The organism is Flavobacterium sp. NRK F10, assembly GCF_024054235.1.
GTDB classification, from domain to species: domain Bacteria; phylum Bacteroidota; class Bacteroidia; order Flavobacteriales; family Flavobacteriaceae; genus Flavobacterium; species Flavobacterium sediminis.
Genome location: NZ_JAMXLC010000001.1, coordinates 1662929 through 1688032, shown reverse-complemented (window position 1 = coordinate 1688032; position 25104 = coordinate 1662929). Strand labels below are relative to the sequence as shown.

The 25104-nt window shown below is 35.4% G+C and carries 22 protein-coding genes; 11 read left to right on the top strand and 11 right to left on the bottom strand.

The genetic code is table 11. The features are described from left to right. Window positions 1–63: 63 nt before the first annotated feature. The 3 genes from NHF50_RS07695 to NHF50_RS07685 all read right to left on the bottom strand — a co-directional run bounded on the left by NHF50_RS07695 (window position 64) and on the right by NHF50_RS07685 (window position 2065). Window positions 64–729, bottom strand: a complete 666-nt coding sequence (locus tag NHF50_RS07695; RefSeq protein WP_109569136.1) for an aspartate kinase — start codon at window positions 727–729, stop codon at window positions 64–66. Window positions 730–796: 67 nt separating this feature from the next. Next, window positions 797–1156, bottom strand: a complete 360-nt coding sequence (locus tag NHF50_RS07690) for a YraN family protein (RefSeq protein WP_109569135.1) — start codon at window positions 1154–1156, stop codon at window positions 797–799. Window positions 1157–1165: 9 nt separating this feature from the next. After that, entirely contained in the window at window positions 1166–2065 is a 900-nt protein-coding gene (locus NHF50_RS07685) for an LD-carboxypeptidase (RefSeq protein ID WP_252777319.1), read from the bottom strand. A 182-nt stretch (window positions 2066–2247) separates the two neighbouring features. Between NHF50_RS07685 and metG the strand changes: the two genes are divergently transcribed. Together metG and NHF50_RS07675 are read left to right on the top strand one after the other, a co-directional pair. After that, complete coding sequence (gene metG / locus NHF50_RS07680; protein WP_252775585.1) at window positions 2248–4305, top strand: methionine--tRNA ligase; 2058 nt, start codon at window positions 2248–2250, stop codon at window positions 4303–4305. A 29-nt stretch (window positions 4306–4334) separates the two neighbouring features. Further along, window positions 4335–4853, top strand: coding sequence for a ferritin (locus NHF50_RS07675; protein WP_109569133.1), 519 nt, complete (start codon window positions 4335–4337; stop codon window positions 4851–4853). A gap of 284 nt (window positions 4854–5137) precedes the next feature. Here NHF50_RS07675 and odhB read toward each other — a convergent pair whose 3' ends face one another. Both odhB and NHF50_RS07665 read right to left on the bottom strand, forming a co-directional pair. After that, complete coding sequence (odhB, locus tag NHF50_RS07670; RefSeq protein WP_252775583.1) at window positions 5138–6358, bottom strand: 2-oxoglutarate dehydrogenase complex dihydrolipoyllysine-residue succinyltransferase; 1221 nt, start codon at window positions 6356–6358, stop codon at window positions 5138–5140. Between the two features lie 77 nt (window positions 6359–6435). After that, window positions 6436–9219: a 2-oxoglutarate dehydrogenase E1 component gene (locus NHF50_RS07665; protein WP_252775573.1), complete on the bottom strand. Its 2784-nt coding sequence runs from the start codon at window positions 9217–9219 to the stop codon at window positions 6436–6438. 121 nt (window positions 9220–9340) lie between these two features. Between NHF50_RS07665 and NHF50_RS07660 the strand changes: the two genes are divergently transcribed. Then, complete coding sequence (locus tag NHF50_RS07660) at window positions 9341–9880, top strand: hypothetical protein (protein WP_252775571.1); 540 nt, start codon at window positions 9341–9343, stop codon at window positions 9878–9880. Here NHF50_RS07660 and NHF50_RS07655 read toward each other — a convergent pair. After that, window positions 9864–10214, bottom strand: a complete 351-nt coding sequence (locus NHF50_RS07655; RefSeq protein WP_109569129.1) for a hypothetical protein — start codon at window positions 10212–10214, stop codon at window positions 9864–9866. The genes NHF50_RS07660 and NHF50_RS07655 overlap by 17 nt on opposite strands. After that, window positions 10207–11181 (bottom strand): polyprenyl synthetase family protein, encoded by a 975-nt coding sequence (locus tag NHF50_RS07650; RefSeq protein WP_252775569.1) that lies wholly within the window; start codon window positions 11179–11181, stop codon window positions 10207–10209. The genes NHF50_RS07655 and NHF50_RS07650 overlap by 8 nt, the downstream gene beginning before the upstream one ends. A gap of 165 nt (window positions 11182–11346) precedes the next feature. Between NHF50_RS07650 and NHF50_RS07645 the strand changes: the two genes are divergently transcribed. The 5 genes from NHF50_RS07645 to NHF50_RS07625 are packed head-to-tail and all read left to right on the top strand — an operon-like array spanning window position 11347 to window position 18561. Beyond that, entirely contained in the window at window positions 11347–11940 is a 594-nt protein-coding gene (locus NHF50_RS07645) for a TetR/AcrR family transcriptional regulator (protein WP_252775566.1), read from the top strand. A gap of 9 nt (window positions 11941–11949) precedes the next feature. Further along, window positions 11950–13290 (top strand): TolC family protein, encoded by a 1341-nt coding sequence (locus NHF50_RS07640; RefSeq protein ID WP_109569126.1) that lies wholly within the window; start codon window positions 11950–11952, stop codon window positions 13288–13290. A gap of 9 nt (window positions 13291–13299) precedes the next feature. After that, window positions 13300–14457, top strand: coding sequence for an efflux RND transporter periplasmic adaptor subunit (locus NHF50_RS07635; RefSeq protein ID WP_252775564.1), 1158 nt, complete (start codon window positions 13300–13302; stop codon window positions 14455–14457). A 9-nt stretch (window positions 14458–14466) separates the two neighbouring features. Next, window positions 14467–17940, top strand: coding sequence for an efflux RND transporter permease subunit (locus NHF50_RS07630; protein WP_252775563.1), 3474 nt, complete (start codon window positions 14467–14469; stop codon window positions 17938–17940). Between the two features lie 48 nt (window positions 17941–17988). Further along, a complete protein-coding gene (locus NHF50_RS07625; protein ID WP_252775562.1) occupies window positions 17989–18561 on the top strand; it encodes a hypothetical protein in 573 nt (190 codons plus the stop codon). Between the two features lie 36 nt (window positions 18562–18597). Here the strand turns inward: NHF50_RS07625 and NHF50_RS07620 are convergent, their stop codons facing one another. Together NHF50_RS07620 and NHF50_RS07615 are read right to left on the bottom strand one after the other, a co-directional pair. After that, entirely contained in the window at window positions 18598–18942 is a 345-nt protein-coding gene (locus tag NHF50_RS07620) for a toxin-antitoxin system YwqK family antitoxin (protein WP_109569122.1), read from the bottom strand. Between the two features lie 176 nt (window positions 18943–19118). Further along, window positions 19119–20114, bottom strand: coding sequence for a TlpA disulfide reductase family protein (locus NHF50_RS07615; RefSeq protein ID WP_109569121.1), 996 nt, complete (start codon window positions 20112–20114; stop codon window positions 19119–19121). 128 nt (window positions 20115–20242) lie between these two features. On the opposite strand from NHF50_RS07615, the gene aspS reads away from it, so the two are divergent. The 3 genes from aspS to NHF50_RS07600 all read left to right on the top strand — a co-directional run bounded on the left by aspS (window position 20243) and on the right by NHF50_RS07600 (window position 22619). Then, window positions 20243–21991, top strand: coding sequence for an aspartate--tRNA ligase (gene aspS, locus NHF50_RS07610; protein WP_252775561.1), 1749 nt, complete (start codon window positions 20243–20245; stop codon window positions 21989–21991). A gap of 109 nt (window positions 21992–22100) precedes the next feature. After that, window positions 22101–22337: a hypothetical protein gene (locus NHF50_RS07605; RefSeq protein ID WP_109569119.1), complete on the top strand. Its 237-nt coding sequence runs from the start codon at window positions 22101–22103 to the stop codon at window positions 22335–22337. A gap of 81 nt (window positions 22338–22418) precedes the next feature. Then, window positions 22419–22619 (top strand): cold-shock protein, encoded by a 201-nt coding sequence (locus tag NHF50_RS07600; RefSeq protein ID WP_109569118.1) that lies wholly within the window; start codon window positions 22419–22421, stop codon window positions 22617–22619. A gap of 74 nt (window positions 22620–22693) precedes the next feature. Here NHF50_RS07600 and NHF50_RS07595 read toward each other — a convergent pair whose 3' ends face one another. Both NHF50_RS07595 and NHF50_RS07590 read right to left on the bottom strand, forming a co-directional pair. Next, window positions 22694–23173 (bottom strand): hypothetical protein, encoded by a 480-nt coding sequence (locus NHF50_RS07595; RefSeq protein ID WP_252775560.1) that lies wholly within the window; start codon window positions 23171–23173, stop codon window positions 22694–22696. A gap of 67 nt (window positions 23174–23240) precedes the next feature. Beyond that, window positions 23241–25058, bottom strand: a complete 1818-nt coding sequence (locus NHF50_RS07590; RefSeq protein WP_252775559.1) for a TonB-dependent siderophore receptor — start codon at window positions 25056–25058, stop codon at window positions 23241–23243. Window positions 25059–25104 lie beyond the last annotated feature (46 nt).

Below are 25104 nucleotides of genomic sequence, written 5' to 3'. Positions count from 1 at the left end.
TAGTATAATGATTGGTAAAAATACGTTTCTTTTTGATATGTAAAAAAAAATCCCTTTTTTTTGTTATTCATTAACCACTTTTAAGCCTTTTATTACTTTAAAAGCGACATCTATTTGCTCGTCTCTCACAATGATCGTAAATTCATTTGTCGTAGAAATAACTTCATGAATAACAACTCCTTCCCAAGCTAAACGCTGAAAGATGTAATAATACACGCCGGGAACAGAAACATTTTCCTGAGGTAATTTTACCGAAATAGAAGACAGATTTTCAATTTTATGTGTTTGCTTCTCATTTTTAAAAATATTATCAACCAAATCAGCAACGGCTCTGCTAATAATAATATTGGTTTCATTTACTCCTCGTGATGACGTATAAAAGATATCCTGATTTTTATTGATTTCAGAGATCAGCTTTACCTGATTTTCTAATAAAGTTTCTGAAATTGCAAAAGCATAATCCACCAAAGACGAACGAACCGTTATTTCTCCCAGATTACGAAGTACTTTAGAAATTTTTAAATTGATCTTAAAATCCAATTCCTCAGACAACCTCTTAAGCGCCATAACAACAGCACCTTGCTTCACGTCTTTACCTAGTTCTTTCTCTAACTCCGGCATCATAACTCTGGCTAAGGATGTAAGGTTAATAATTCCCTGAGATAAGGAATTCAATAAAAAGGGCTTTGACTTGATGTAGTTTTCAACTACAGAAGAAATAGTTTTCATTTTGTTAGATTTGTTGTGTGCTTTCCACAAATATATAAAAAGAAAACAAATTGTTACAATTATAACTCTAAAAATAATAAAAAGCCTCTTTTATATGCTCAATGTTATAATTACCACTTTTCTTTGTGATCGCTATAATATCAAAGCGAACTTCCACATCTAAATCATTCTGTTCAATATATTGATTAACAGCTTTTACCAAAAGTTGTATCTTCTTTGGTTTTACAAAATCCTGTGGCAAACCAAATTCAATTGAGGAACGTGTTTTAACTTCGACAGCAACCAAAACAGAATCTTTTTGAGCAATAATATCAATTTCAGCCTTATCAAAAATCCAATTAGTTTCCAGAACAGCATAGCCTTGTTCTTCCAGAAATGCTACTGCTAATTCTTCCCCTAACTTCCCTAATTCATTGTGTTCAGCCATTGTAATATACTATTCCGAAAAGTCTAAAACTACTTCATCTTCTCTCACTTCCAACAAAACCTTTTTCCCTAAAATCAACGTTCTGTTATCCCTCTGATGTCCGACAGGAAAATCAAATGCAACCGGAATATTATATTCCTGAGCAATCGCTGTGATGATCTGTACAGCATTTTGGCCAAAAGGAATTTCATTATCATGCATATCCGTCATCCCTCCTACTATAAGTCCTCTTAATTTTTCAAAATAACCATTTCGTTTTAAATTATACATCATTCGATCCACATGATACAGGTATTCGTCCAAATCTTCTATAAACAAAATCTTATCTTTTGTATCGATAGATGAATCTGAACCCAGCAAACTGTATAAAATAGACAGATTACCGCCCACTAATTCTCCTTTAGCTTTTCCTGTAATATTATAGGGTAATGAAGGCGCAGTATAATATAACTTTTTACCAAATAATGCATCATGTAACGTTTCTTTTATCTCTTCCGGTGCTTTAGGAACTGTAAACGGCATGATCGAATGCAAAGACGCAATCCGTTCTTTATTCAATTGACTATGCAAAACCGTTACATCACTGAAACCCATAATCCATTTCGGATGTTTCTTAAATTTCGAAAAATCCAATGAATCAACTATCCTTACCGTACCATACCCTCCTCTTGCACACCAGATCGCTTTCACATTCTCATCGTCCATCTGTTGCTGAAAATCAGCAGCGCGCTCAGCGTCTGTTCCACCCAATTGACAACTATCCAACCCTATTGTATTCCCTAATCTGACATTTAAACCCCAGGATTCTAACAATTCAATAGCAGGTTTAGCATCTTCAGGAAAAAATTTTCGCGCTGTACAGACAATAGCAACCGTGTCGCCTTTTTTTAAATAAGGAGGAATAATCATTTTCTTTTGTGAATAAGAATAAATTGAAATAATATATAAGATTACAAAATAGCTTTTCATCATATTCTGTAATAAACTTTACTCAAAAATACACAAAATCAAATCAAAAATTCGCTAATTCATCACTAATGAATTATTTTTGCAATCATTTCGATGCTTTTCGAAAACTAAATTTATTTTTTATGTCAGAAAATCCTAAGAGATATACCATAACGGCAGCCTTGCCTTATACTAACGGCCCTATTCACATCGGACATTTAGCCGGTGTTTATGTTCCGGCTGATATTTATGCACGTTATCTTCGTTTGCAAGGAAAAGATGTTGCTTTTGTTTGCGGAAGTGACGAACACGGAGTTGCGATTTCCATGAAAGCAAAAAAAGAAGGAATCACTCCGCAACAAGTAATTGACAAGTACGACGGCATTATTCGTAAATCATTTGAAGAATTCGGAATTGCATTCGATAATTATTCCCGCACTTCTGCTAAGATACATCATGATACGGCTTCTGAATTTTTCAGAAAACTGTATGATGACGGCAAGTTTATTGAAGAAACTACAGAACAATTATACGATGAAAAAGCAGATCAGTTTCTAGCCGATCGTTTTGTGATCGGAACTTGTCCGAAATGCGGAAACGAAGAAGCTTACGGCGATCAATGTGAAAAATGCGGTACTTCTTTAAATGCAACCGACTTAATTAATCCGAAATCGACCATTACCGGAACTAAACCGGTTTTAAAGTCTACCAAACACTGGTTTCTTCCGTTAAATGAATACGACAACTTTCTAAGAGAATGGATACTGGAAGGTCATAAAAACGATTGGAAACCTAATGTTTACGGGCAAGTAAAATCATGGGTTGATGGCGGATTAGAACCTCGCGCCGTAACTCGCGACTTGGATTGGGGAATTGACGTTCCGGTTGAAGGAGCCGAAGGAAAAAAACTATACGTTTGGTTTGATGCTCCTATCGGTTACATTTCGTCTACTAAAGAATGGGCTGCCAGAGAAGGAAAAGATTGGGAACCCTATTGGAAAGATCAAGATACTAAATTAGTGCACTTCATCGGAAAGGACAATATTGTTTTTCACTGCATTATTTTTCCGGTTATGCTAAAAGCAGAAGGAAGTTATATCTTACCTGACAATGTTCCGGCCAATGAGTTCCTGAATTTAGAAGGTAATAAATTGTCCACTTCAAAAAACTGGGCTGTATGGCTGCATGAATACTTAGAAGATTTTCCGGGCAAACAAGATGCTTTACGTTATACCTTAACCGCTAATGCTCCGGAAACAAAAGATAATGATTTCACATGGAAAGATTTCCAAGCCAGAAACAATAATGAATTAGCGGCTATTTTCGGAAACTTTATTAACCGTGTGGTGGTATTAACGCACAAATATTATAACGGAATTGTTCCTGCACCAAACGAATTAACAGAAGTTGACGAGCAAACTTTAACTGAACTAAAAGCCTATCCGGCGGTAATTACTTCTTCCATTGAGCGCTACCGTTTCAGAGAAGCTTTAGGTGAAATGATGAATGTAGCTCGCTTGGGAAATAAATATTTAGCTGATGAAGAACCATGGAAAATGATTAAAGAAAATCCGGAACGTGTAAAAACGCAAATGTATGTAGCTTTGCAAATTGCTTCAGCTCTGGCTATTTTAGCAGAACCGTTTTTACCGTTTACTTCAAACAAGTTAAAAAACATCCTGAACATTCAATCTAACGCTTGGAATTTAGATTTTAGCCAATGGAACTTGGTTAAACCGGGACATGAAATCGGTAAGTCTGAAATTTTATTTGCTCAAATTGAGGATGCTGATATTCAAAAACAACTGGATAAACTTGAAGCTTCTAAAAAAGCAAATCAAATAGCCAATGCTAAGGCTGAACCGCAAAAAGAAACAGCTACTTTTGATGATTTCTCTAAAATGGATTTACGGGTAGGAACGATTCTTGAAGCCGAAAAGATGCCGAAAGCCAATAAACTTTTAGTATTAAAAGTAGATACAGGAATTGATATTCGAACCATAGTTTCCGGAATTGCAGAACATTTCACTCCGGAAGAAATTATCGGAAAACAGGTTACCGTTTTAGTAAATTTAGCCCCGAGAGCACTACGTGGTGTGGAAAGTGAGGGAATGATCTTAATGACCAATAACGCTGAAGGAAAATTAGTTTTCGTTAATCCTGACGCTGACGGTGTTATGAACGGAGCTACTATAAATTAATTTTTTTGTAACTTTAAAGAAAAGAAGTTATGCTATCTAAAAACATTGAAGACACATTAAATAAACAAATCAAAATTGAAGCTGAATCTTCTCAGATCTACTTATCAATGGCTTGTTGGGCTGAGATTCAAGGTTTAGAAGGAGTTGCACAGTTCATGTATAACCAGTCTGATGAGGAGCGTTCCCACATGCTTAAACTGGTAAAATATGTCAATGAAAGAGGCGGACATGCTTTGGTCACTGATTTAAAAGCCCCGAAAACTAAATTCGGAACGTTCAAAGAAATGTTCGAAGAATTATACCAGCACGAGCTTTTCGTTTCTAATTCCATTAACGAATTGGTCCACACTACCTTAAATGAAAAAGATTATGCCACGCATAATTTCCTGCAATGGTACGTTTCTGAACAGATTGAGGAAGAAGCTCAGGCCAAAACTATTCTGGATAAGATCAATTTAATTGGTGAAGACAGAGGCGGACTGTATTTGTTTGACAGAGATATTCAGCAATTATCCGTTACCAGTTCAATTGCAATCAATTCTAAGTAATTTTTATTTAGAATATTTAAAAATAGTCATATCTTTGCTCTGATTATTATGATTTTATGAGCAAGGAAAAGGACAAAAAAAGTAAAAAGAAAAAACTTAAAAAGTTAAACATAAACGACATTAAAGTTACTGAAAATTGCAAATCAAAATGTTGTGAAAAATATAAGAAAGGCGAAAACAAACGTTGTAAACGTTGCCCTATGTTTGATCTTTTGAAAAAAGCAGTATTATAAAAAAAAGAGACGATTAAATCGTCTCTTTTTTTATTATTAAAACCTAAATATTTACAGCTCTAAAGCTTTTTTAGGATTATTATCCATTAAAATTTCAACCGGATTTTCCAAAGCCTCTTTAACAGCAACTAAGAACCCTACAGACTCACGCCCGTCAATGATTCTATGGTCATACGATAAAGCCACATACATTACCGGAGCGATCACGATTTGTCCATTTTTAACAATCGCTCTCTCAACTACATTATGCATTCCTAAAATACCGGATTGAGGAGGATTGATAATTGGTGTAGACAACATACTTCCGAATACTCCACCATTAGAAATAGTAAATGTACCTCCGGTCATTTCATCAACTGTAATTTGTCCGTCACGAGCACGTATAGCTAAACGTTTGATTTCAGCTTCAACGCCGCGGAAAGACAATAGTTCTGCATTGCGAACTACAGGAACCATTAACCCTTTCGGACCTGATACAGCTACTGAAATATCACAAAAATCGTAAGCAATTTGCTCTTGACCGTCGATCATAGAGTTCACATCCGGATATAACTGTAAAGCTCTGGTAACTGCTTTCGTAAAGAATGACATAAATCCTAAGCCTAAACCATGTTTTGCTTTAAAAGCTTCTTTGTATTCATTACGTAAAGCATAGATAGCACTCATATCAACTTCGTTGAACGTAGTTAACATTGCTGTTTCGTTTTTAGCCGCTACTAAACGTTCTGCTACTTTACGACGCAACATTGATAATTTTTTACGCTCACTACCACGTGGACCACCGGTTGGAGTTCCCATTGAAGGTACTGCATTTACAGCATCATCTTTTGTAATTCTTCCGCCTTTTCCTGTTCCTGCAATAGTCGTAGGATCAATGTTTTTCTCGGCTAATATTTTCTTAGCAGCAGGAGACGGTGCGCTGGTAGCATAAGTTGGTGTCGGCGTTGGCGTCGGTACCGGAGCTGCTTCAACTTTTTTCTCTTCTGCTTTAGGTTCTTCTTTTGCTACAGGAGCTGCATCACCTTCAGGTTTAGCAGCACTCGTATCAATTAAACAAACTACTTGCCCCACTGCAACTGCATCACCTTCTTCTGCTTTAAGGGTAATAATACCGCTTGCTTCAGCAGGTAATTCTAAAGTCGCTTTATCTGAATCCACTTCAGCAATAGCTTGATCTTTTTCTACGTAATCACCATCTTTTACTAACCAAGTTGCAATTTCAACTTCGGTGATAGATTCTCCCGGAGAAGGGACTTTCATTTCTAAAATCATAACTCTATGTTGTTTAACGTTTTCCCTTTTCGTTCTTAATTATGAAACAGGGAGCCTTTTATTATTGTTGTGTAAAATTAATTAAATAAATCTTTATCAAAAACCATTGCAATAGCATTAGCCTGACGTTTTTTAGAACGCTCATAACTACCTGCTGCAGGAGCACTATAAGCTTTAGGCGAAGCCAATCGTAACTTAACTAAGTTAAAATTCATCAACATGAAACTGTACGCTCCCATGTTCTTAGGTTCTTCCTGCGCCCAAACATAATCGTCAACATTAGGATAACTTGCAATTATATCTCTCAATTGCTCAACCGGCAACGGGAACAATTGTTCTAAACGCACAACTGCAACATCATTTCTTCCTAACTCTTCACGTTTAGCAATGATATCATAATATACTTTACCGGTACAGAACACCAACGATTTGATCGCTTTTTTGTCTGTTACTGCCGGATCATCAATTACTTCCTGGAATCGACCGTTAGCTAATTCATCCACCTTTGAAACTGCTAGTGGGTGACGTAATAAACTTTTTGGCGAGAATACTACCAATGGTTTACGGAAATTCGTTTTCATTTGTCTTCTCATCAAATGGAAGAAGTTAGCCGGAGTTGTACAATCAGCTATATACATGTTGTGTTTTGCACATAACTGTAAATAACGCTCCATACGTGCTGATGAGTGTTCTGCTCCTTGGTTCTCATACCCGTGAGGCAACAATAAAACAATTCCGTTTTGACTGTTCCATTTGTCTTCTCCTGCAGAAATGTACTGATCCATCATAATTTGGGCTCCGTTTGAGAAATCACCGAATTGTGCTTCCCAAATGGTTAATGTTTTAGGAGATGCTAAAGCATAACCGTATTCAAAACCAAGTACACCATATTCCGACAATAATGAATTGTAGATATAGAAGTTTCCTTTTTTGTCTGCTATTTCATTTAACAGTACTACTTCTTCTTCAGAATCTTCTACTTTAACTACGGCATGACGGTGAGAGAATGTTCCTCTTTCCACATCCTGGCCTGACATTCTTACATCATATCCTTCCGCTAATAAAGAGCCATAAGCCAATAACTCTCCCATTGCCCAATCTAACTGATCTTTCTCAAAATACATTGCATTTCTGTCAGCGATCAAGCGTGAGATCTTGTTAATGAATTTTTTGTCTTTCGGAAGATTAGTGATCGTAGTAGCAATTTCTGTTAATTTTTCTTTATCGAAAGTAGTATCTACTTTTTGAAGCATCACGTCATCTGAAACCTGATGAAAACCTTCCCACTCATTTTGCATAAAAGGAGTAATCACCGTTAGATCTTTTTTACGAGACTCTTCTAAATTTTCATCTAATTTAGCTTTGTAAGCTTCTTCTAAACTTTTTACAAAAGTGGCATCAATAACACCTTCTGATTTTAGTTTTTCAGCATAAATGTCACGAGCATTTTCGTGTTTAGAGATAATCTTGTATAGTTTCGGTTGTGTAAAACGAGGTTCATCTCCTTCATTATGTCCATATTTTCTATAGCCTAATAAATCGATGAATACATCACCGCCAAACTGCATTCTGTAATCCAATGCAAATAACATAGCGTGTACAACAGCCTCAGCATCGTCTGCATTAACATGCAACACAGGAGACAATGTTACTTTAGCTACATCTGTACAGTAGGTCGACGAACGAGCATCTAAATAGTTAGTGGTAAAGCCTACCTGGTTATTGATCACTAAGTGAATTGTTCCGCCTGTTTTATAACCATCCAGTTTTGCCATCTGTACAATTTCATAGACGATTCCCTGACCTGCTATTGCAGCGTCGCCGTGAACGGCAATTGGCAATACTTTAGAAGTATCATTTGAATGATTATGATCTTGTTTAGCACGAGCAATTCCTTCAATCACAGCACCAACTGTTTCTAAGTGCGAAGGGTTAGGTGCTAAATTTAAGTTTATTTTTTTACCGGAATCCGTTGAGCGATCAGATGTAAGCCCTAAATGGTATTTAACATCTCCGTCAAAATACATATCATCATCATAATCCTTACCGTCAAATTCAGAGAATATATTTTGAGTGTTTTTCCCGAAAATATTAGCTAACACATTCAATCTACCTCTGTGTGCCATTCCCATTACAAATTGTTCAACTCCCTTTTCTGCAGCCGCTTCTATCAAAGCGTCTAAAGCCGGGATTGCAGATTCACACCCTTCAAGTGAGAAACGCTTTTGTCCAACATATTTAGTATGTAAGAATGTCTCGAAAGAAACTGCTTCATTGAGCTTCTTTAAGATGTTTTTCTTCTGATCCGGAGAGAAAGCCGGTTGATTGTCGTTCACATCTAACCGATTTTTAATCCATTCCTGTATTTCAGGATTTCTGATATACATAAATTCAACCCCGATAGACTGACAATAAACACGTTCAAGGTGTTTAATGATCTCAGCTAAAGTTGTCGGCTGCATATTTACCATTTTAGCAGCATCAAAAACTGTATTCAAATCGGCCGATGAAAGTCCGAAATTCTCCAGTGCTAAAGTAGGCGTGTACGTTCTTCTTTCACGAACCGGATTTGTTTTGGTAAACAAATGCCCTCTTGTTCTGTAACCTTCAATTAATTTAAGTACATTAAATTCTTTCTGTAATTTTTCAGAAACTTTTCCTGAATCTTGGGACTCACCTGAAGCAATGTAGGCAATTTGTTGTCCTACTTCTTCTGAACCGTAATTTGCCAGTGCAAAATCGAACCCTTGAAAAAAACTTCTCCAACTTGGTTCTACGCTGTCTGGACTTTGCAAATATTGATCGTATAAATCGGCAAAAAAAGCCGTGTGTGCAGCGTTTAAAAAGGAAAACCTATCCATAATCGTGTCTAAATGACCTTTTAATTAAAAAATTTTTATGCAAAAGTAAAACATTTGTGATAATCTTTTAAAGAAAATCGTATTTTTATATCATTAATTTTTTAGAAAAGGTTTTATGAAAATGAAATTCTCAAAGATTTTAACAGTTTTATTGAATTCTGTGTTTTTATTTTATTTTAGCCTATCCATTTCTGCTCAAAATTCGCAAGAATTCAAAACAAAATCTAATTTTTGGGAAAAAGTACAGTTCGGTGGCGGTTTAGGTTTAGGATTTGGCAACGGATATACTGATATTTCTGTAGCCCCTAGTGCTATTTATAATTTTAACCAATATGTTGCTGCCGGCTTGGGATTACAGTATTCTTATTCCCAACAAAAAGACCTCTATAAAGCTAATATTTACGGAGCAAGTGTAATAGGCTTATTCAATCCTATTGAAGAAGTTCAGCTTTCCGTTGAAGTAGAACAACTAAGGGTTAATACAGTCTTTGAAGATTTCTACAACCACTATGAAGATGATTTCTGGAATACGGCTTTATTTTTCGGAGCCGGTTACAGAACTGACAATATTACTTTCGGTGTTCGCTATAATGTGTTGCACAAAGATAACCGAGGAGTCTATGCAGATGCTTTCATGCCTTTTATCAGAATCTATTTCTAAACCATACCTTTTGCCATTCTCGTTTTAAGACTAAAAAGGCAACTTGTTCTGAAAGTTCAACCAGATCAGATCCGTCTAATTTTTTTACCTCACTCTCAGAAACGTCAATCACATAAAGCAGATTAAGGTATTCTGCAAACTTATGTTGGATTAAAAAATATATCTTTTCGTGTAATTGCTGCTTTAACTCTAAAGGAAGCATTGTTGTCTCTACATCCAAACTTTCATTTGCCAGATGAAAATCCTTTTGCAATTGCAATATCAACTTTTCGTATAGATTTTCTTCTTCAGCCTGAAAAAATAAGGCTTCTATGTTTGCCGGTGGATTATACATTTCTATTCATTAAATTTTCACCAAAAGCTCTTAAAACTTGCTTTTTATCTTCAGCAACTTGTATTGCCTCTAATGTTTTCATCGCTTTATCAGTATATTCCCGAATTGCCAATTTTGTCATTTCATCAGCTCTTGAATTCCTGAAAATATTTTTAACCAATTCTACCTTTTCTGAACTATCATTAGGTTTTAATGAAAATAAATACTGCAACTGACGTTGTATATCTTCTTCCGCGTTTTGCATAGCCATTAAATACAAATAGGTCTTTTTATTTTCTATGATATCCCCTCCTACTTGCTTCCCGAAAGTCTCCGGATCTCCGAAAGCATCTAAATAATCATCCTGCAATTGGAATGCAATTCCCAGATTTAAACCAAAATCATAGACCAAATTTGCATCTTCTTCATTTGCTTCAGCAACAATGGCGCCCATTTTCATTGCTGCCCCCACTAAAACAGCTGTTTTATATTCAATCATTTTTAAATATTCCGGAACCGTAACATCTTCTCGAATTTCAAAATCCACATCATATTGCTGCCCTTCACAAACTTCTAAGGCTGTTTTACTAAATAATTTTGCTAATTGCCGGAATATTTTGGGTTCGTAATTTTCAAAAAACTGATATGCCAAAATCAACATGGCATCTCCTGATAATATTCCCGTATTCAAATCCCACTTTTCATGAACTGTCTGATGTCCTCTTCTTAATGGAGCTTCGTCCATAATATCGTCATGAATCAATGAAAAATTATGAAAAACCTCAACAGCAGTTGCTGCCGGCAATGCTTTTTCAATAGCACAATTAAAAATATCTGCAACCATAACGGTCAACATAGGTCTTATTCGCTTTCCTCCTATGTTTAAGATATACTGAATAGGACTGTACAAATTTGCAGGCTCTTTCTGTACATCTAAAGAGTTAAAATGTTCCGCTATGGAATTCTGATAGTCGGTTATAGTTTGCATGGATTTTAAAAAATTATCGCAAAGGCAAAGTACGCTATTTTTTTATGAAAAACCGAAAACTTTACCTGAGTTTTAAATCTTTGTTAAAAAAATGCAAAAACTTAGGAAACTTTTTTTGTTTTAAAAGTTTCCTATGTAGCTTTGTACGCAAATTAAACGCATATTATGCAAACAGAAATTTTAGAAAAAGCCACTGAAATGTTTCTTACACTAGGGTTCAAAAGTGTAACTATGGATGATATTGCTAATGAAATGGGGATTTCTAAGAAAACTATTTACCAACATTTTGCAACTAAGCCCGAATTAGTTAAGAGTGTAACAGTTCGATTGTTTGAGACTATTTCTTGCGGAATTGACGGAATCTGCAACACTGGTAAAAATCCGATTGAAGAGCTTTTTGAAGTCAAAAATTTTGTTCTTCAACATTTAAAAGATGAAAACTCTTCGCCGATTTATCAATTACAAAAGTATTACCCCAAGATTCACAACACTTTAAAACAAATGCAATTTGAAAAAATGGATGATTGTGTTATTGACAATTTGAATCGCGGTATTACAGAAGGTTTGTACCGAAAAGAAATAAATACCGAGATCATCGGTCGTTTGTATTTTGCCGGCATGAACAGCATTAAAGACGGGGAACTGTTTCCTGCTAACCAATTTAGTCTGAAAAATGTTCAAAACCAATATTTAGAATACCACTTAAGAGGAATTTGCACCTTAAAAGGCATACAGATTTTAGAAAGTTTAATACAGTAAAAACAACTAATGAAGCAAAAATTTATTTTAGCGCTATTGGTCATATCAGGTTTGCTGAATGCCCAAGAAAAACAAGAGGATTATAATTTTTCCTTAGAAGAAGCTATTGCATACGCATTAGAGCATAACTATCAATCGCAAAACGCTTCTAAAGATGTTGAAGCAGCCAAAAAGAAAAAATGGGAAACAACCGCCAGTGGTTTACCACAGATCAATGCAGGAGCTGATTACCAGCACAATTTTGTGTTGCAAAAATCAATTATCCCTGCTGAATTCTTTGGTGGTAATCCCGGGGAGTTTGTAGAAGTCGCTTTCGGCACTAAACATACGATGAATGCTTACGGAAATATTAGCCAGTTGATCTTTGACGGTTCTTATTTAGTAGGACTACAATCTGCAAAAGTCTATCTTCAGATCTCAGAAAATGCTAAAGAGAAAACAGATCTTGAGATCAGAGAACTGGTAATCAACTCTTACGGAAATGTGCTTTTAGCAAGAGAAAGTGTAAGCATTTTAGAAAGCAATAAATCTTCCATAGAAAAAACACTTTTTGAGACCAATGAAACGTTCCAAAACGGTTTAACGGAAGAAGAAGATGTGGAACAATTACAAATAACACTTTCTCAGATCAACAGTTCGTTAGCCAATGCTGAACGAAATGAGATCATTGCTTTAAACATGTTGAAATATGTTTTAGGTATTGATTTAGAAGAAAGCATTACATTAAAAGATGAATTAGAAAATCTAACTCAGGAAAATGTTGATCTAACGGTTTCTCAAGGTTCTTTTTCTGTTGAAAACTCGATTGATTACAAGATTGAACAAAACAATTTAGAATCAAATCGTTTATTGCTAAAATTGGAAAAAAGTAAAGCCTTACCTAGTTTGTCTGCAAATTACAATTTCGGTTATAACGCATTTAATGACCAGTTCAAGTTCTTCACAACAGAGCAAAAATGGCTGAACTATTCCTATTTAGGTGTTAACTTAACGGTTCCTTTATTTAGCAGCTTGGCCCGAAGTGCCCGTACTCAGCAAGCCCGTATTGCTTTTGAACAATCTAAAACGAGCCTGAAATCAACAGAACAAAAGTTGCTTTTAGATTATCAAAAAGCAAAAAGCGACTACGAATTGAGCATTGAGCTATACGGAACTAATAAAGATAATTTACAACTAGCAGAGCGTATTGAGAAAAAACAATCTGTAAAATTTAAAGAAGGGATCTCCAGTAGTTTTGAATATACCGAAGCACAGAGACAATTATACTCGGCACAACAAAACTATTTACAATCCATGATCGATGTTATCAACAAAAAAACAGCTTTAGATAAAATCACCAACACAAAATAATCTTTCCTCATGAAAAAACTATATATCACAAGTCTTGCTGCTTTACTTTTAACAGCATGTGGCAATAACAAAAAAAACTCTACCGAATCTATTATAGAAAAGGGAAATTTACAAGAATTGCGTCAAAAAAGAAGCGAACTGGTAACAGAAGCTGATGCCTTAACTAAAGAAATTGAACTGATTGACAATGCTATCGGAAAATTAGATGACAATCAAAAACTAGCCTTAATCACAACTTTTACAGCAAAAGATTCGATCTTTGATCACTATCTGGAGCTACAGGCTGATGTTCAAACCAAAGAAAATATCGTTCTTAATGCTGAATATGCAGGAACTCTTCAAAAAGTTTATGTAACGGAAGGACAAAAAGTAAGTAAAGGTCAGACTTTAGCTAAAATTGATGATGGAGGATTGAGCCAACAATTAGCCCAATTAGAGATTCAAGCAAATCTGGCTAAAACAACTTATGAAAGACAAGAAAATCTTTGGAATCAAAAAATAGGTTCTGAAATCCAATATTTACAGGCTAAATCTAATTATGAGGCTCAGGCAAAAGCCGTTGCACAACTACAAAGCCAGATCGCTAAAACTTATGTTAAAGCGCCGTTCTCCGGAACCATTGACGATGTTATTACAGATCAAGGATCAGCAGTGGCTCCCGGCTCCCAACTTATCCGTATCGTCAACTTAAGCAATATGTACTTAGAAGCCGAAGTACCGGAGAAATATGTAGGTAGTGTTAAAAAAGGTACAGATGTTAATGTAAACATCCCTGTTTTAAACGAAGTATTTACTACAAAGATTAATCAGGCCAGTGATTATATCAATCCGGGAAACCGTTCGTTTAAAATATTAATCAACATTACTAATAAAAAAGGAACGATCAAACCGAATTTAACGTCTAAAATAAGCATCAAAGATTATACAAATCCGAAAGTTATCGCTGTTCCTTTGAGTATTGTATCTGAAAATGCTGAAGGAGAACAATATGTTTACATTACTGAAAAGCAAGAAAACAACTTAGTCGCTAAAAAAGTAATTGTAAAAACCGGTAAAACACAAGGAGATCTAGTAGAAATATTAGAAGGTATTAAAGATGGTGACCAAATTGTAAAAGAAGGTGCAAGAAGTGTGAAAGACGGTCAAAAAGTTTCAATCATCAAATAATTTAAGACAATGAGTAATAACACTTCCGATAAAGAATTCAGACTGTCATCGTGGGCCATTGAAAACAAAATGACCATTTATGTGATGATGGGGTTATTTTTCTTCTTGGGATTATCGGCATACTATTCTATGCCCAGAGAAGACTTCCCAGAGGTTAAAGAAACAAAAATTTACATCAGCACCGTTTATCCGGGAAATACTGCTGAAGATATTGAACGTTTGATCATCGATCCGCTAGAAGAAGAACTAAAGAACATCAGTAATGTAGATGAGATCACTTCTACTTCTCAAGAAGATTACGGAATCATCACCATTGAATTTGATGAAAAGATCACCGTTGAAGCAGCAAAGCAAAAAGTAAAAGACAAAGTAGATGTAGAAAAAGCAAAAGAAGACTGGCCTACATTCAACGATGCTAAGGTAGATCCGAATGTATTTGACCTAAACCTTTCAGAAGAGGTTCCGATCCTGAACATTAATATTTCTGGAGATTATCCGGTAGACAAATTAAAAAAATTCGGAGAATACCTGGAAGATGAAATAGAAGCTTTAACCGAAATTAAGCAAGTCGATATCAGGGGAGCTCAGGACAAAGAAGTAGAAGTTAGTGTTGACATCTATAAAATGATGGCCTCAAAAGTAAGTTTTGACGATGTTTTAAATGCGATCAGAGGAGGCAACGTAACTACTTCTGCCGGGAACTTAATTGCTAACGGACAACGTAGAACCATTCGAATTGAAGGCGAAATTGACCAGCCTAAAGATCTGGAAAACTTTGTAGTAAAAACTCAAAACGGGGTCGTTTACCTAAGAGATATCGCAGAAGTAGAGTTCAAAGATGTTGACAAAACTACGTATGCACGTGAATTCGGTAACAGTGTCGTGATGCTCGACGTTAAAAAACGTGCTGGGAAAAACATGATTGAAGCTTCCGAAAAGATAAAAGAAATCATTAAAAATGCCGAAGAAAACGTTTTCCCGAAAGACTTAAAAATCACATTAGCAAATGACCAATCTTCAAGAACCTTGAATCAGGTTGACGACTTGGTTAACAATATTATTTTCGGTATTATTCTGGTAGTAGGAGTCCTGATGTTCTTCTTAGGGTTCCGTAACGCTTTATTCGTTGGCTTCGCCATCCCGATGTCGATGTTCATGTCATTCATGATCTTAAATTTAATGGGCTACACAATGAATACCATGATCCTTTTCGGATTAATCATGGGACTGGGAATGCTAGTAGATAACGGAATTGTAGTTGTTGAAAACGTTTACCGCTTAATGGACGAAGAAGGTATGAGCCGACTGGAAGCTGCTAAAAAAGGAATTGGCGAAATTGCATTACCTATTATTATTTCAACTGCAACTACAGTTGCCGCTTTCGTTCCGCTAGGATTGTGGCCGGGAGTAATGGGACAGTTCATGAAGTTTTTCCCGATCACACTTTCAGTTGTATTAGGTTCGTCCTTATTTGTTGCCGTGTTCTTCAACTCTTTGATGGTATCTCAATTTATGGATGTCAATGAAAAAATACTGAGTAGAAGACAACTTCTTATCTTAAGTGCTATCCTTGTTTCTATCGGAACCTTTATGTTAATTACCGGTGGTGCTGTCAGAGGTTTAGGAACAGTATTGATCTTTACGGCTGTTTGTTTCTGGATCTATCGTTATTTTATCAAAAAAATCACGACGGTTTTCCAGACCAAAATTTTATCCCGTTGGGAAAGTATTTATGAGCGTTCGCTTTTATTTTTCCTTTCCGGAAGAAAACCATACGTTGTTGTCGGCTTAATGATCGTTATGTTCTTTGTTGTATTAATGACTTATTTTGGTTGGAGCGTTGGTAGTGGTAGAACAAAAGTAGAATTCTTCCCGGATAACAAACCTAATCAGGTTATAGTTTATATTGAATACCCGCAAGGAACCGATATTGAAAAAACCAATAAAATAACTAAAGCCATTGAAAAAAGGGTTTATGCAGTAATGAACTCTCCGGAATTCACCGAAGGTGATCACAACTTCCTTGTTGAATCTGCGGTATCCCAAGTAGGTGAAGGTGCCGGAAACCCTCAAACTGACGGAGGTTCGAGTGCCGAAATGCCGCACAAAGGTAAAATAACCGTTTCTATGAGAGAATATAAATTCCGAAACGGATTAGACTCTGAGGACTTACGTAAAAAAGTACAAGAATCTCTGAAAAATATTTATCCCGGTGTATTGATTTCAGTTGAAAAAGATGCGGTAGGACCTCCTGCCGGATATCCGATCAACATCGAGATCAAAGGTGATGATTACAATGAATTGATTGTTACTGCTGAAAAGATGAAAGATTTCCTGAATGCTAAAAACATTCCCGGAATTGAAGAGCTGAAAGTAGACGTCAACAAAGATAAACCTGCCATGAAAGTGGTCGTTGACAGAGAAAAAGCAGGTGAAATGGGCGTTTCAGCCGGACAAGTCGGTAATCAGTTAAGAAGATCCGTTTTCGGAGAAAAAGCCGGTATATATAAAGAAGGTAAAGACGATTATGACATTTATGTCCGTTTTAACGAAGACAATCGTTACAATCAAAGTGCCATTTTCAATCAGAATATTACGTTTAGAGATGTTGCTACCGGTCAGTTAAAAGAAATTCCGGTTTCAACTGTCGCTGCACAAAAAAATGCGTCTTCGTTTAGTGCCATTAAACACCGTGACCTTGACCGTGTAGTTGTCCTTTATTCTGCTTTGGCGCCAGGATTTACAGATGCAGGTGCTATCGTAAAACAAATTCAAGCTGAAATGGGTGACTTTGATGCGCCTAAATCAGTTGAATTTGATTATACAGGGCAAATTGAGGAACAAAACAAACAGATGGCTTTCTTAATGGGGGCTTTAATAAGCGGATTAGGCTTGATTATGCTCATTTTAGTATTTCAATTTAACTCTATATCTAAACCTTCGATCATTATGATCGCGGTATTCTTAAGTTTCATTGGAGTATTTTTAGGACTGATGGTAACCGGTTGGCCTTTCGTGATCATGATGACCATGATGGGGATTATTTCCCTCGCCGGTATTGTGGTAAATAACGGAGTAGTACTTCTGGATTATACTCAGTTATTGATGGATCGTAAAAAAGAACAATTGAACATTCCTGAAGGAACGTTTCTAGATAAAAAATATGTTTTTGAAGCTATTGTAAAAGGTGGAAAGTCACGTTTAAGACCGGTACTTTTAACAGCCATTACTACGGTATTAGGATTAATTCCTTTAGCTATCGGTTTTAACATCGATTTCTTTTCGCTATTCAGCGAACTAGACCCGAAAATATACATCGGTGGAGACAATGTAATTTTCTGGGGACCACTGGCATGGACTGTAATCTTCGGATTAATTTTTGCCACTTTCTTGACATTAATTGTGGTTCCGGTATTATTCTATTTGGTTTGTATACTTAAAATTTGGTGGTTTAACGAACGAAAACAAAAAGTTTTAGATTAAAAAAGGCTGCTGCTTAAGCAGCTTTTTTTATTTTTAGAAAAAATTTTCATGAAAAAGATTCTATATTCCTTTCTGGTTTCTGCCTTTTTAATTGCATGTCAAGGCAGTCAAACCTATACTGAACATAAATCTCAAAATTTCAGCATTAAGGTTCGTGACGACCTGAGTGAAACCGATGCTTTAAACGATGAGGCCATTTTACAATTTAAAAATGAATTTCAGGAATTATATCTTATTGTTCTGGAAGAGCCTAAAACTGATGTTTCTCTTTATTTTCCGGAAATCCGTGAAGAAAATGACGCTGATGAACGAATTAAGCTGTATGCCGATATTTTACTGAAAAATTATGAAAACTCATTAACGCTTACTAATTTTTCAGGATACATACCTGTAACGATCAACGGATCAAATGCTATCGAAATGACTTTTAACGCTGTTGATCCTGAAAGTAAGATCAATGTCTTTTACTACGTAACTTTTATAGAAACTCAAAACCATTTTTTTCAAATACTGACCTGGACTTTATTTGATAGTAAAAAGGAACATTTAGACAGTATGGAAAAAATGATTCGTTCTTTTAAAAGCAGAAATCAAAATATAAAATTAAAAAAGGCTACTTAAAAAGTAGCCTTTTACATTTGAATTTATTTGGTTGAGTTAGTTTTTTGCTAATGCTTCTCTAGACCATTTTTTAACATCAGTTATCTTACTGTTGCTAAAATCAACTTCACTTAAGGTATTTTCACCCCAGAAGAACCATTTTCCAACTTTGGTTCCGTCTTTATATTCTCCGATGGCCTGCTTTGTTCCGTCTTCATTGTAGGCAACCCATTTACCATGTAATTTTCCGTTTAAATAATATCCCTCTTGTTTTACCTGCCCATTATCATAATAATATGTCGCTTTAACCATTTGGTCTACTATTTCAAATTTAGGTTTAACTTCTTGCGCAAATATCAAAGTTGAAACCATCAAAAATCCTGCAATCACTAAATTTTTCATAACGCAAAAGTATTAATTAGATTAACAATTATGTAACAAATATATAAATTGTTTTACAATTAAAAAACTTTTACTTAACAATTTGGTAACATTGGAACAAAATTTAACATTGGAACATAAAAAAAGCGATATGAATTCATATCGCTTTTGCATTTTATTAACCGAAAACTAATTCATTACAAATTAGTATCTAATAATTCATGAACATCAGCTGAAGAAGGTCTCGGCGCATCTGCATTAATGATTTCACCGTTTTTACCTACCAAAATAAAACGCGGAATACCGTTGATCTGGTATTGCGTTACAAAATCCGATTTCCAACTATCGTCTGCAAAAAGTTGAATTCCTCCTAACTCTTTATCTGTAACAAATTTTTTCCATTTATCGTGATCTTTAAGAGCATCTACAGAAATACTTACAAAAGCAATGTTTTTACCATGGTATTTCTTTTCCAACTCTTTTAAATGTGGAATCTCTGCTCTACACGGACCACACCAAGTTGCCCAAACATCAATATAAACCAATTTCCCTTTTAGATCTTCCAACTTTGTTTTACCTCCTTTATGATTTTCATAATCAAAAGTCGGTGACGGTTTTCCATTCAATTTTTTGACTTTCTGTGATTCCTCATAATAAGCAGATAATGCTTTCATATTTTGCTCAAAAGTCGACTTGTATTGATTTACAAAAGTCTCTCCCAACTTCTTGTTACCTTCTAATTTAGCAGCTACATCACTTTTCTTTTTTTCGATAATTGCACTGAATTTATCTTCCGGTGAATTCAACAACGTATTAAAATCCATTTGTTCATCCTCAAGAGCCATCTGAGCGATAAAATTATTCTCTTCTGAACCTTTACCACTGTATTTTATAGATTCATCGAACTCTTTTGCATCCATAGTCAACGTCAGATCATAACCGTTTTTAAGATAAAGCTGGGTATACTCTGTTCCGTCAGACAATTGGTAGAAACCTTCTGCAACGGCAAACTTATCTTTAAAAACACCATTCTTATCGGCTACAATTATCTTCGTAAAACGATTTGCTCCTTTAATAATTAAAGAATCACCGTTTCTGTTCTCAATCTTAGCAGTAAATGTAACTGTATCATCATCAACCATAGCAAATGAAAACAGCGCAAAAACACATAATAAGGCAATTAGTTTTTTCATAATTAACGTTTAATTTTTGTAAAGTTACTCTTTTTAATGATTTTTGAAAAATAAAAAAGTGCCACAATAATTTCTTTACTGCACAGCTATACTGTTTTTTGTGTTATTTTTGCAAAAAATAAAGAAAAATGTATAGAAGTCATACTTGCGGCGAACTAAATGCCTCTCACATCAATACAGAAGTTACACTTGCCGGTTGGGTCCAAAAAACACGTGACAAAGGTTTCATGATTTGGGTTGATTTACGGGATCGATATGGTATTACCCAATTGATTTTTGACGAACAAAGAACAGACCTTTCTGTTTTTGAAAAAGCCAAAACATTAGGACGTGAGTTTGTAATCCAAGTAAAAGGGACTGTGATTGAACGCGAGTCGAAAAATAAAAATATAGCAACGGGTGATATCGAAATCCTTGTTTCCGAATTAAATATTTTAAATGAAGCTAAGCTTCCCCCTTTTACTATTGAAGACGAAACGGATGGCGGTGAAGACATCAGAATGAAATACCGTTATCTGGATATCAGAAGAAACCCTGTTAAGAATAACCTTCTATTCCGTCACAATGTGGCCATGGAAGTTCGCAAATATCTTTCGGAACAAGGTTTCTGTGAAGTAGAAACACCTTATCTGATCAAATCAACTCCTGAAGGAGCCCGTGATTTTGTGGTGCCAAGCCGTATGAACGAAGGTCAGTTTTATGCGTTACCTCAATCGCCGCAAACTTTCAAACAGTTGTTAATGGTAGGCGGAATGGATAAATATTTCCAAATCGTGAAATGTTTCCGTGATGAAGATCTACGCGCTGACCGTCAACCGGAATTTACACAGATTGACTGTGAAATGGCTTTCGTAGAACAGGAAGACATTTTAAATATGTTTGAAGGCTTAACACGTCATTTATTAAAAGAAGTAAAAGGTATTGATGTAGATAAATTTCCGAGAATTACCTATGACTACGCCATGAAAACTTATGGTAACGACAAACCGGATATTCGTTTCGGAATGAAATTCGGTGAGTTGAACGAAGTAGCACAACATAAAGATTTTGGTGTTTTCAACTCTGCGGAATTAGTAGTAGGAATTGCCGTTCCCGGTTGTAATGAATACACTCGTAAACAAATTGATGAATTGATCGACTGGGTAAAACGACCGCAAGTTGGCGCTTCAGGAATGGTTTTCTGTAAATACAATGAAGACGGAACTTTAAAATCATCTGTAGATAAGTTCTACGATCAGGAAGATTTGAAAAAATGGGCTGAAATAACAGCTGCTCAACCTGGTGACCTCATCTTGGTTCTTTCCGGTCCTGCTCACAAAACGCGTACACAGCTAAGTGCTTTACGTATGGAATTGGGTAACCGTTTAGGTCTACGCAAACCAGATGAGTTTGCTCCACTTTGGGTGATTGATTTTCCTTTGTTAGAATGGGACGAAGAGAGTGCTCGCTACCATGCCATGCACCATCCGTTTACTTCACCGAAACCTGAAGACATTCATTTAATAGCAAATGATCCGGGAGCAATCAGAGCTAATGCTTACGATATGGTATTGAACGGAAATGAGATCGGTGGTGGTTCTATTCGTATTCATGATAAAGAGCTGCAAGCTAAAATGTTTGAACTATTAGGTTTTACTAAAGAAGAAGCTGAAAACCAATTTGGATTCTTAATGAATGCTTTCCAGTACGGTGCTCCTCCGCATGGTGGTTTGGCTTTTGGTCTAGATCGTTTGGTTGCTATTTTAGGCGGACAGGAAACTATTCGTGATTTTATTGCTTTCCCTAAAAACAACAGTGGTCGCGATATCATGATAGACGCTCCGGCAACAATTGATGATGCTCAACTGGAAGAATTACATATTAAATTGAAATTATAATTTATATCTCCGACTTAAAGAGGAATCTCATAATCAATATGATGAGATTTCTCCAACCGGTCGAAATGACAAATTTGGAGATTTTCAGAAACTTCATTTTCTTTACAAAATGAAATACGTATTACAACTATTATTAGTTCTATTTTTCGGCCTTGTAGGATATGGTTTTTACCAAAATTCTTTCATTCCAAAATCCGGTGATAAATGGATTGGCTTAGGTGTTTTAGTTTTAGCTTTTGGCTTAATGCCTCTGTTCATAATTTATCGATATAAAAAAAGCAAGCTGAAAGAGTTTATTAACTCTAATATTGACAAAGGAAACAAAGAAAATTCTGAAGATCAGTAAATTTATATCCAAAAAAACTTTGTTATGTAATTAATAAGACTATCTTTGATTCATTATTAATTATTTTTATTTATTACTTTAATGCGAACAGGCACAATTAAATTCTTCAACGAAGAAAAAGGCTATGGTTTCATCACTGATGAAGAGACCGGAAAAGACATTTTCGTACACGCTACTGGTTTAAAAGTAGAAAAAGTTAACCAAGGTGAACGCGTAAGCTACGAAGAAGAAGATGGGAAAAAAGGTAAAATAGCTGCTCAGGTAGTAGTTATCGAAGAATAATATAGATTACTTATTAATTTTTGATTACCTTAAGGGAACAAAATCTCTGAGCAATTGCTCAGAGATTTTTTATTTTACACCCATTTTTTCTCAGCTTCAGTAGCGTCAAGAATATCAATCCCTAAAGCTAATTTAAAATGTTCCGCAACATCAAAAGCTTTACCTTTATCAGTCGTTTTAAAAAATGTAATATGCTTATTTCTGTCGTAAAATAAATTTACCAGAATGATATCGTATTTCTGAGTAGTCTCTGCAGTAACAACCCTTATTGTTTGACCTTCTTTAGTTTTAAAAACCGAGATATATTCAAATTCAGGAATAGGTTTCCATTTTCCGATTTTCACACTGAATAAAGAATAAAAGGTTCTGAACTCTTTACTGGTTAAATTAATATCAGAACCTTCTGCTACATTTAATCCCAAACCAATAACTAAAAAAATCAAGGCCATTAAACTTCCGGTTCCTATTAACATTACAACTCCTAACAAAGCAAACGCAATTCCAAAAAAACGTTTTACAAAAGGAATTTCTTTCTGGTAGCTAATTATATTCATCTTCATATCTCATAAAAAAAGAGATTACAAAATTGTAACCTCTCTTCAAATTTAGTTGTTTTTAGTCTTATTTGAAAAAATATTTTAACCCGAATAGTACATTTCCTTTTGGCATCGGAATCATTCCTGCCTCTATATATTCTGCATTAAAAATATTATTCGCATACATGGACAATTCCACAGCTTTAATTTTATAACTGACATTGGCATCATATACATTATAGCTCATTCCAGCAGTTCGTTCTACATATCTATACGCAATGGTAGAATTAAACCCTTTAATCCAGTTCAGTATTAAACTACCTGTAAACTGATGTTTCATTGAGTTAATGGAATATTGTGAAAAATTAGCTTCGCTCTGTTTAACATCATTGTCCAGATACGAATATCCTAAATGTAACTTCTGCTTTAATTCATTGATTGTAAACTGATAATCCATTTGCGTTTCAAAACCTTTCGTATTTACATTTTGAATGTTCCTCGCCTGCCAGGCATCCGTCTCAGTCGCTCTGACATAGTCTATTAAATTATCTGCATCGCGATTAAATACAGCAAACGTCCAACTCAATCTGTTGTTGATCCATTTCAGACCAACCTCTTCCGAAACGGCTTTTTCTGCCTCTAGATCAGGATTGCTGATGGTTGTAGGCGAAGTATAATACAAATTCGTATATGTAGGCACTCTGTAGGTATAACCTGCATTAGCGTAGGCTCTTATATTTTCAGAAACCTTCACTCCTAAATCAATTCCCGGAAATACCTGATTATCAAAATCAGAAAAATAGGATGCTGCAATTCCCGGAGTTATATCTAAAAGAGTATCAAAGAACTGAAAACGATGCTCTAAAAACAACGTTCCGATCTCTCTTTGGTTATCCCCTAAACGGTTACTTGAAATATAATATTTAGAGAACTCAAATCCGAAACCTGTAATTCCTGCTTTAGACTGATACGAACCGTTTAGTTCAGCCGCTATTTTATTAGTAATATGTAAATTTCTGTAGGCTGAAGGATTATCCCTGATATACAAATATTCGTCTTGGTTCCTCCTCCAATACACTTTTGGTTTCCATGTCCAATTTCCTTTTTTAATTGTAGTTGAAAATCCAATTAAACTCGCCTGTGTTTCTTCATATTGTTGGGTTGCAGTAGCAATTCCGTAAAAACCATTGGCTCCGAACTTTCGCTCGCTAAATGAGGTTATGAAATCTATTGGTAATTTGTTTGTATTAAACTGACTTTTTACAAAAACATTGGTGTTGTCGAAATCTGTATTTTCCCGATAGCCTTCTGAAAAGTTTTTACTAACATGAATTAAATGGCTTGATGTTTCCCGACGGATCGTTCCGGTAACTTCTCCTAAGAACTGATGGAACGAACCACCTTGAATTTTGGTTACCAATGAATTTTCAGGCGCGTCTTTGGTTACAATATTAATAGCTCCGTTAAAAGCATTTTGTCCGAAAATGCGAGCAGCCGGTCCTTTTATAACTTCAATTCGTTTGATAACTTCAATTGGCAAAGCTAAATTCATCGTGTGGTGTCCTGTTTGCGCATCATCAACTTTAATCCCGTCGATCAATAACAAAGTTTGGTCAAAACTTCCGCCTCGGATGTATAAATCCGATTGCATTCCGCTGACACCCTGACGGCGAACATCTATTCCGGCTACCTGCTGCAAAGCATCCGCAACATTTGTTACTCCTGATCTTTGTATATCTTCAGCCGTTACAATTTGAATAGTTCTTGAATTCTCTTTAAAAGGCAAATCAATTCGGGAAGAACTCACGATAACTTCTTTTAAAGTATCGATGTTTTGATCTTCCTGTGCTTTTCCTATTAAAGAGAGCAGAACAAAGGGCCATAAAAAATATTTATTTTTCATAAACAGTAATTTGTATTCATTTTTTAACGGCACAAAATTCGTAACT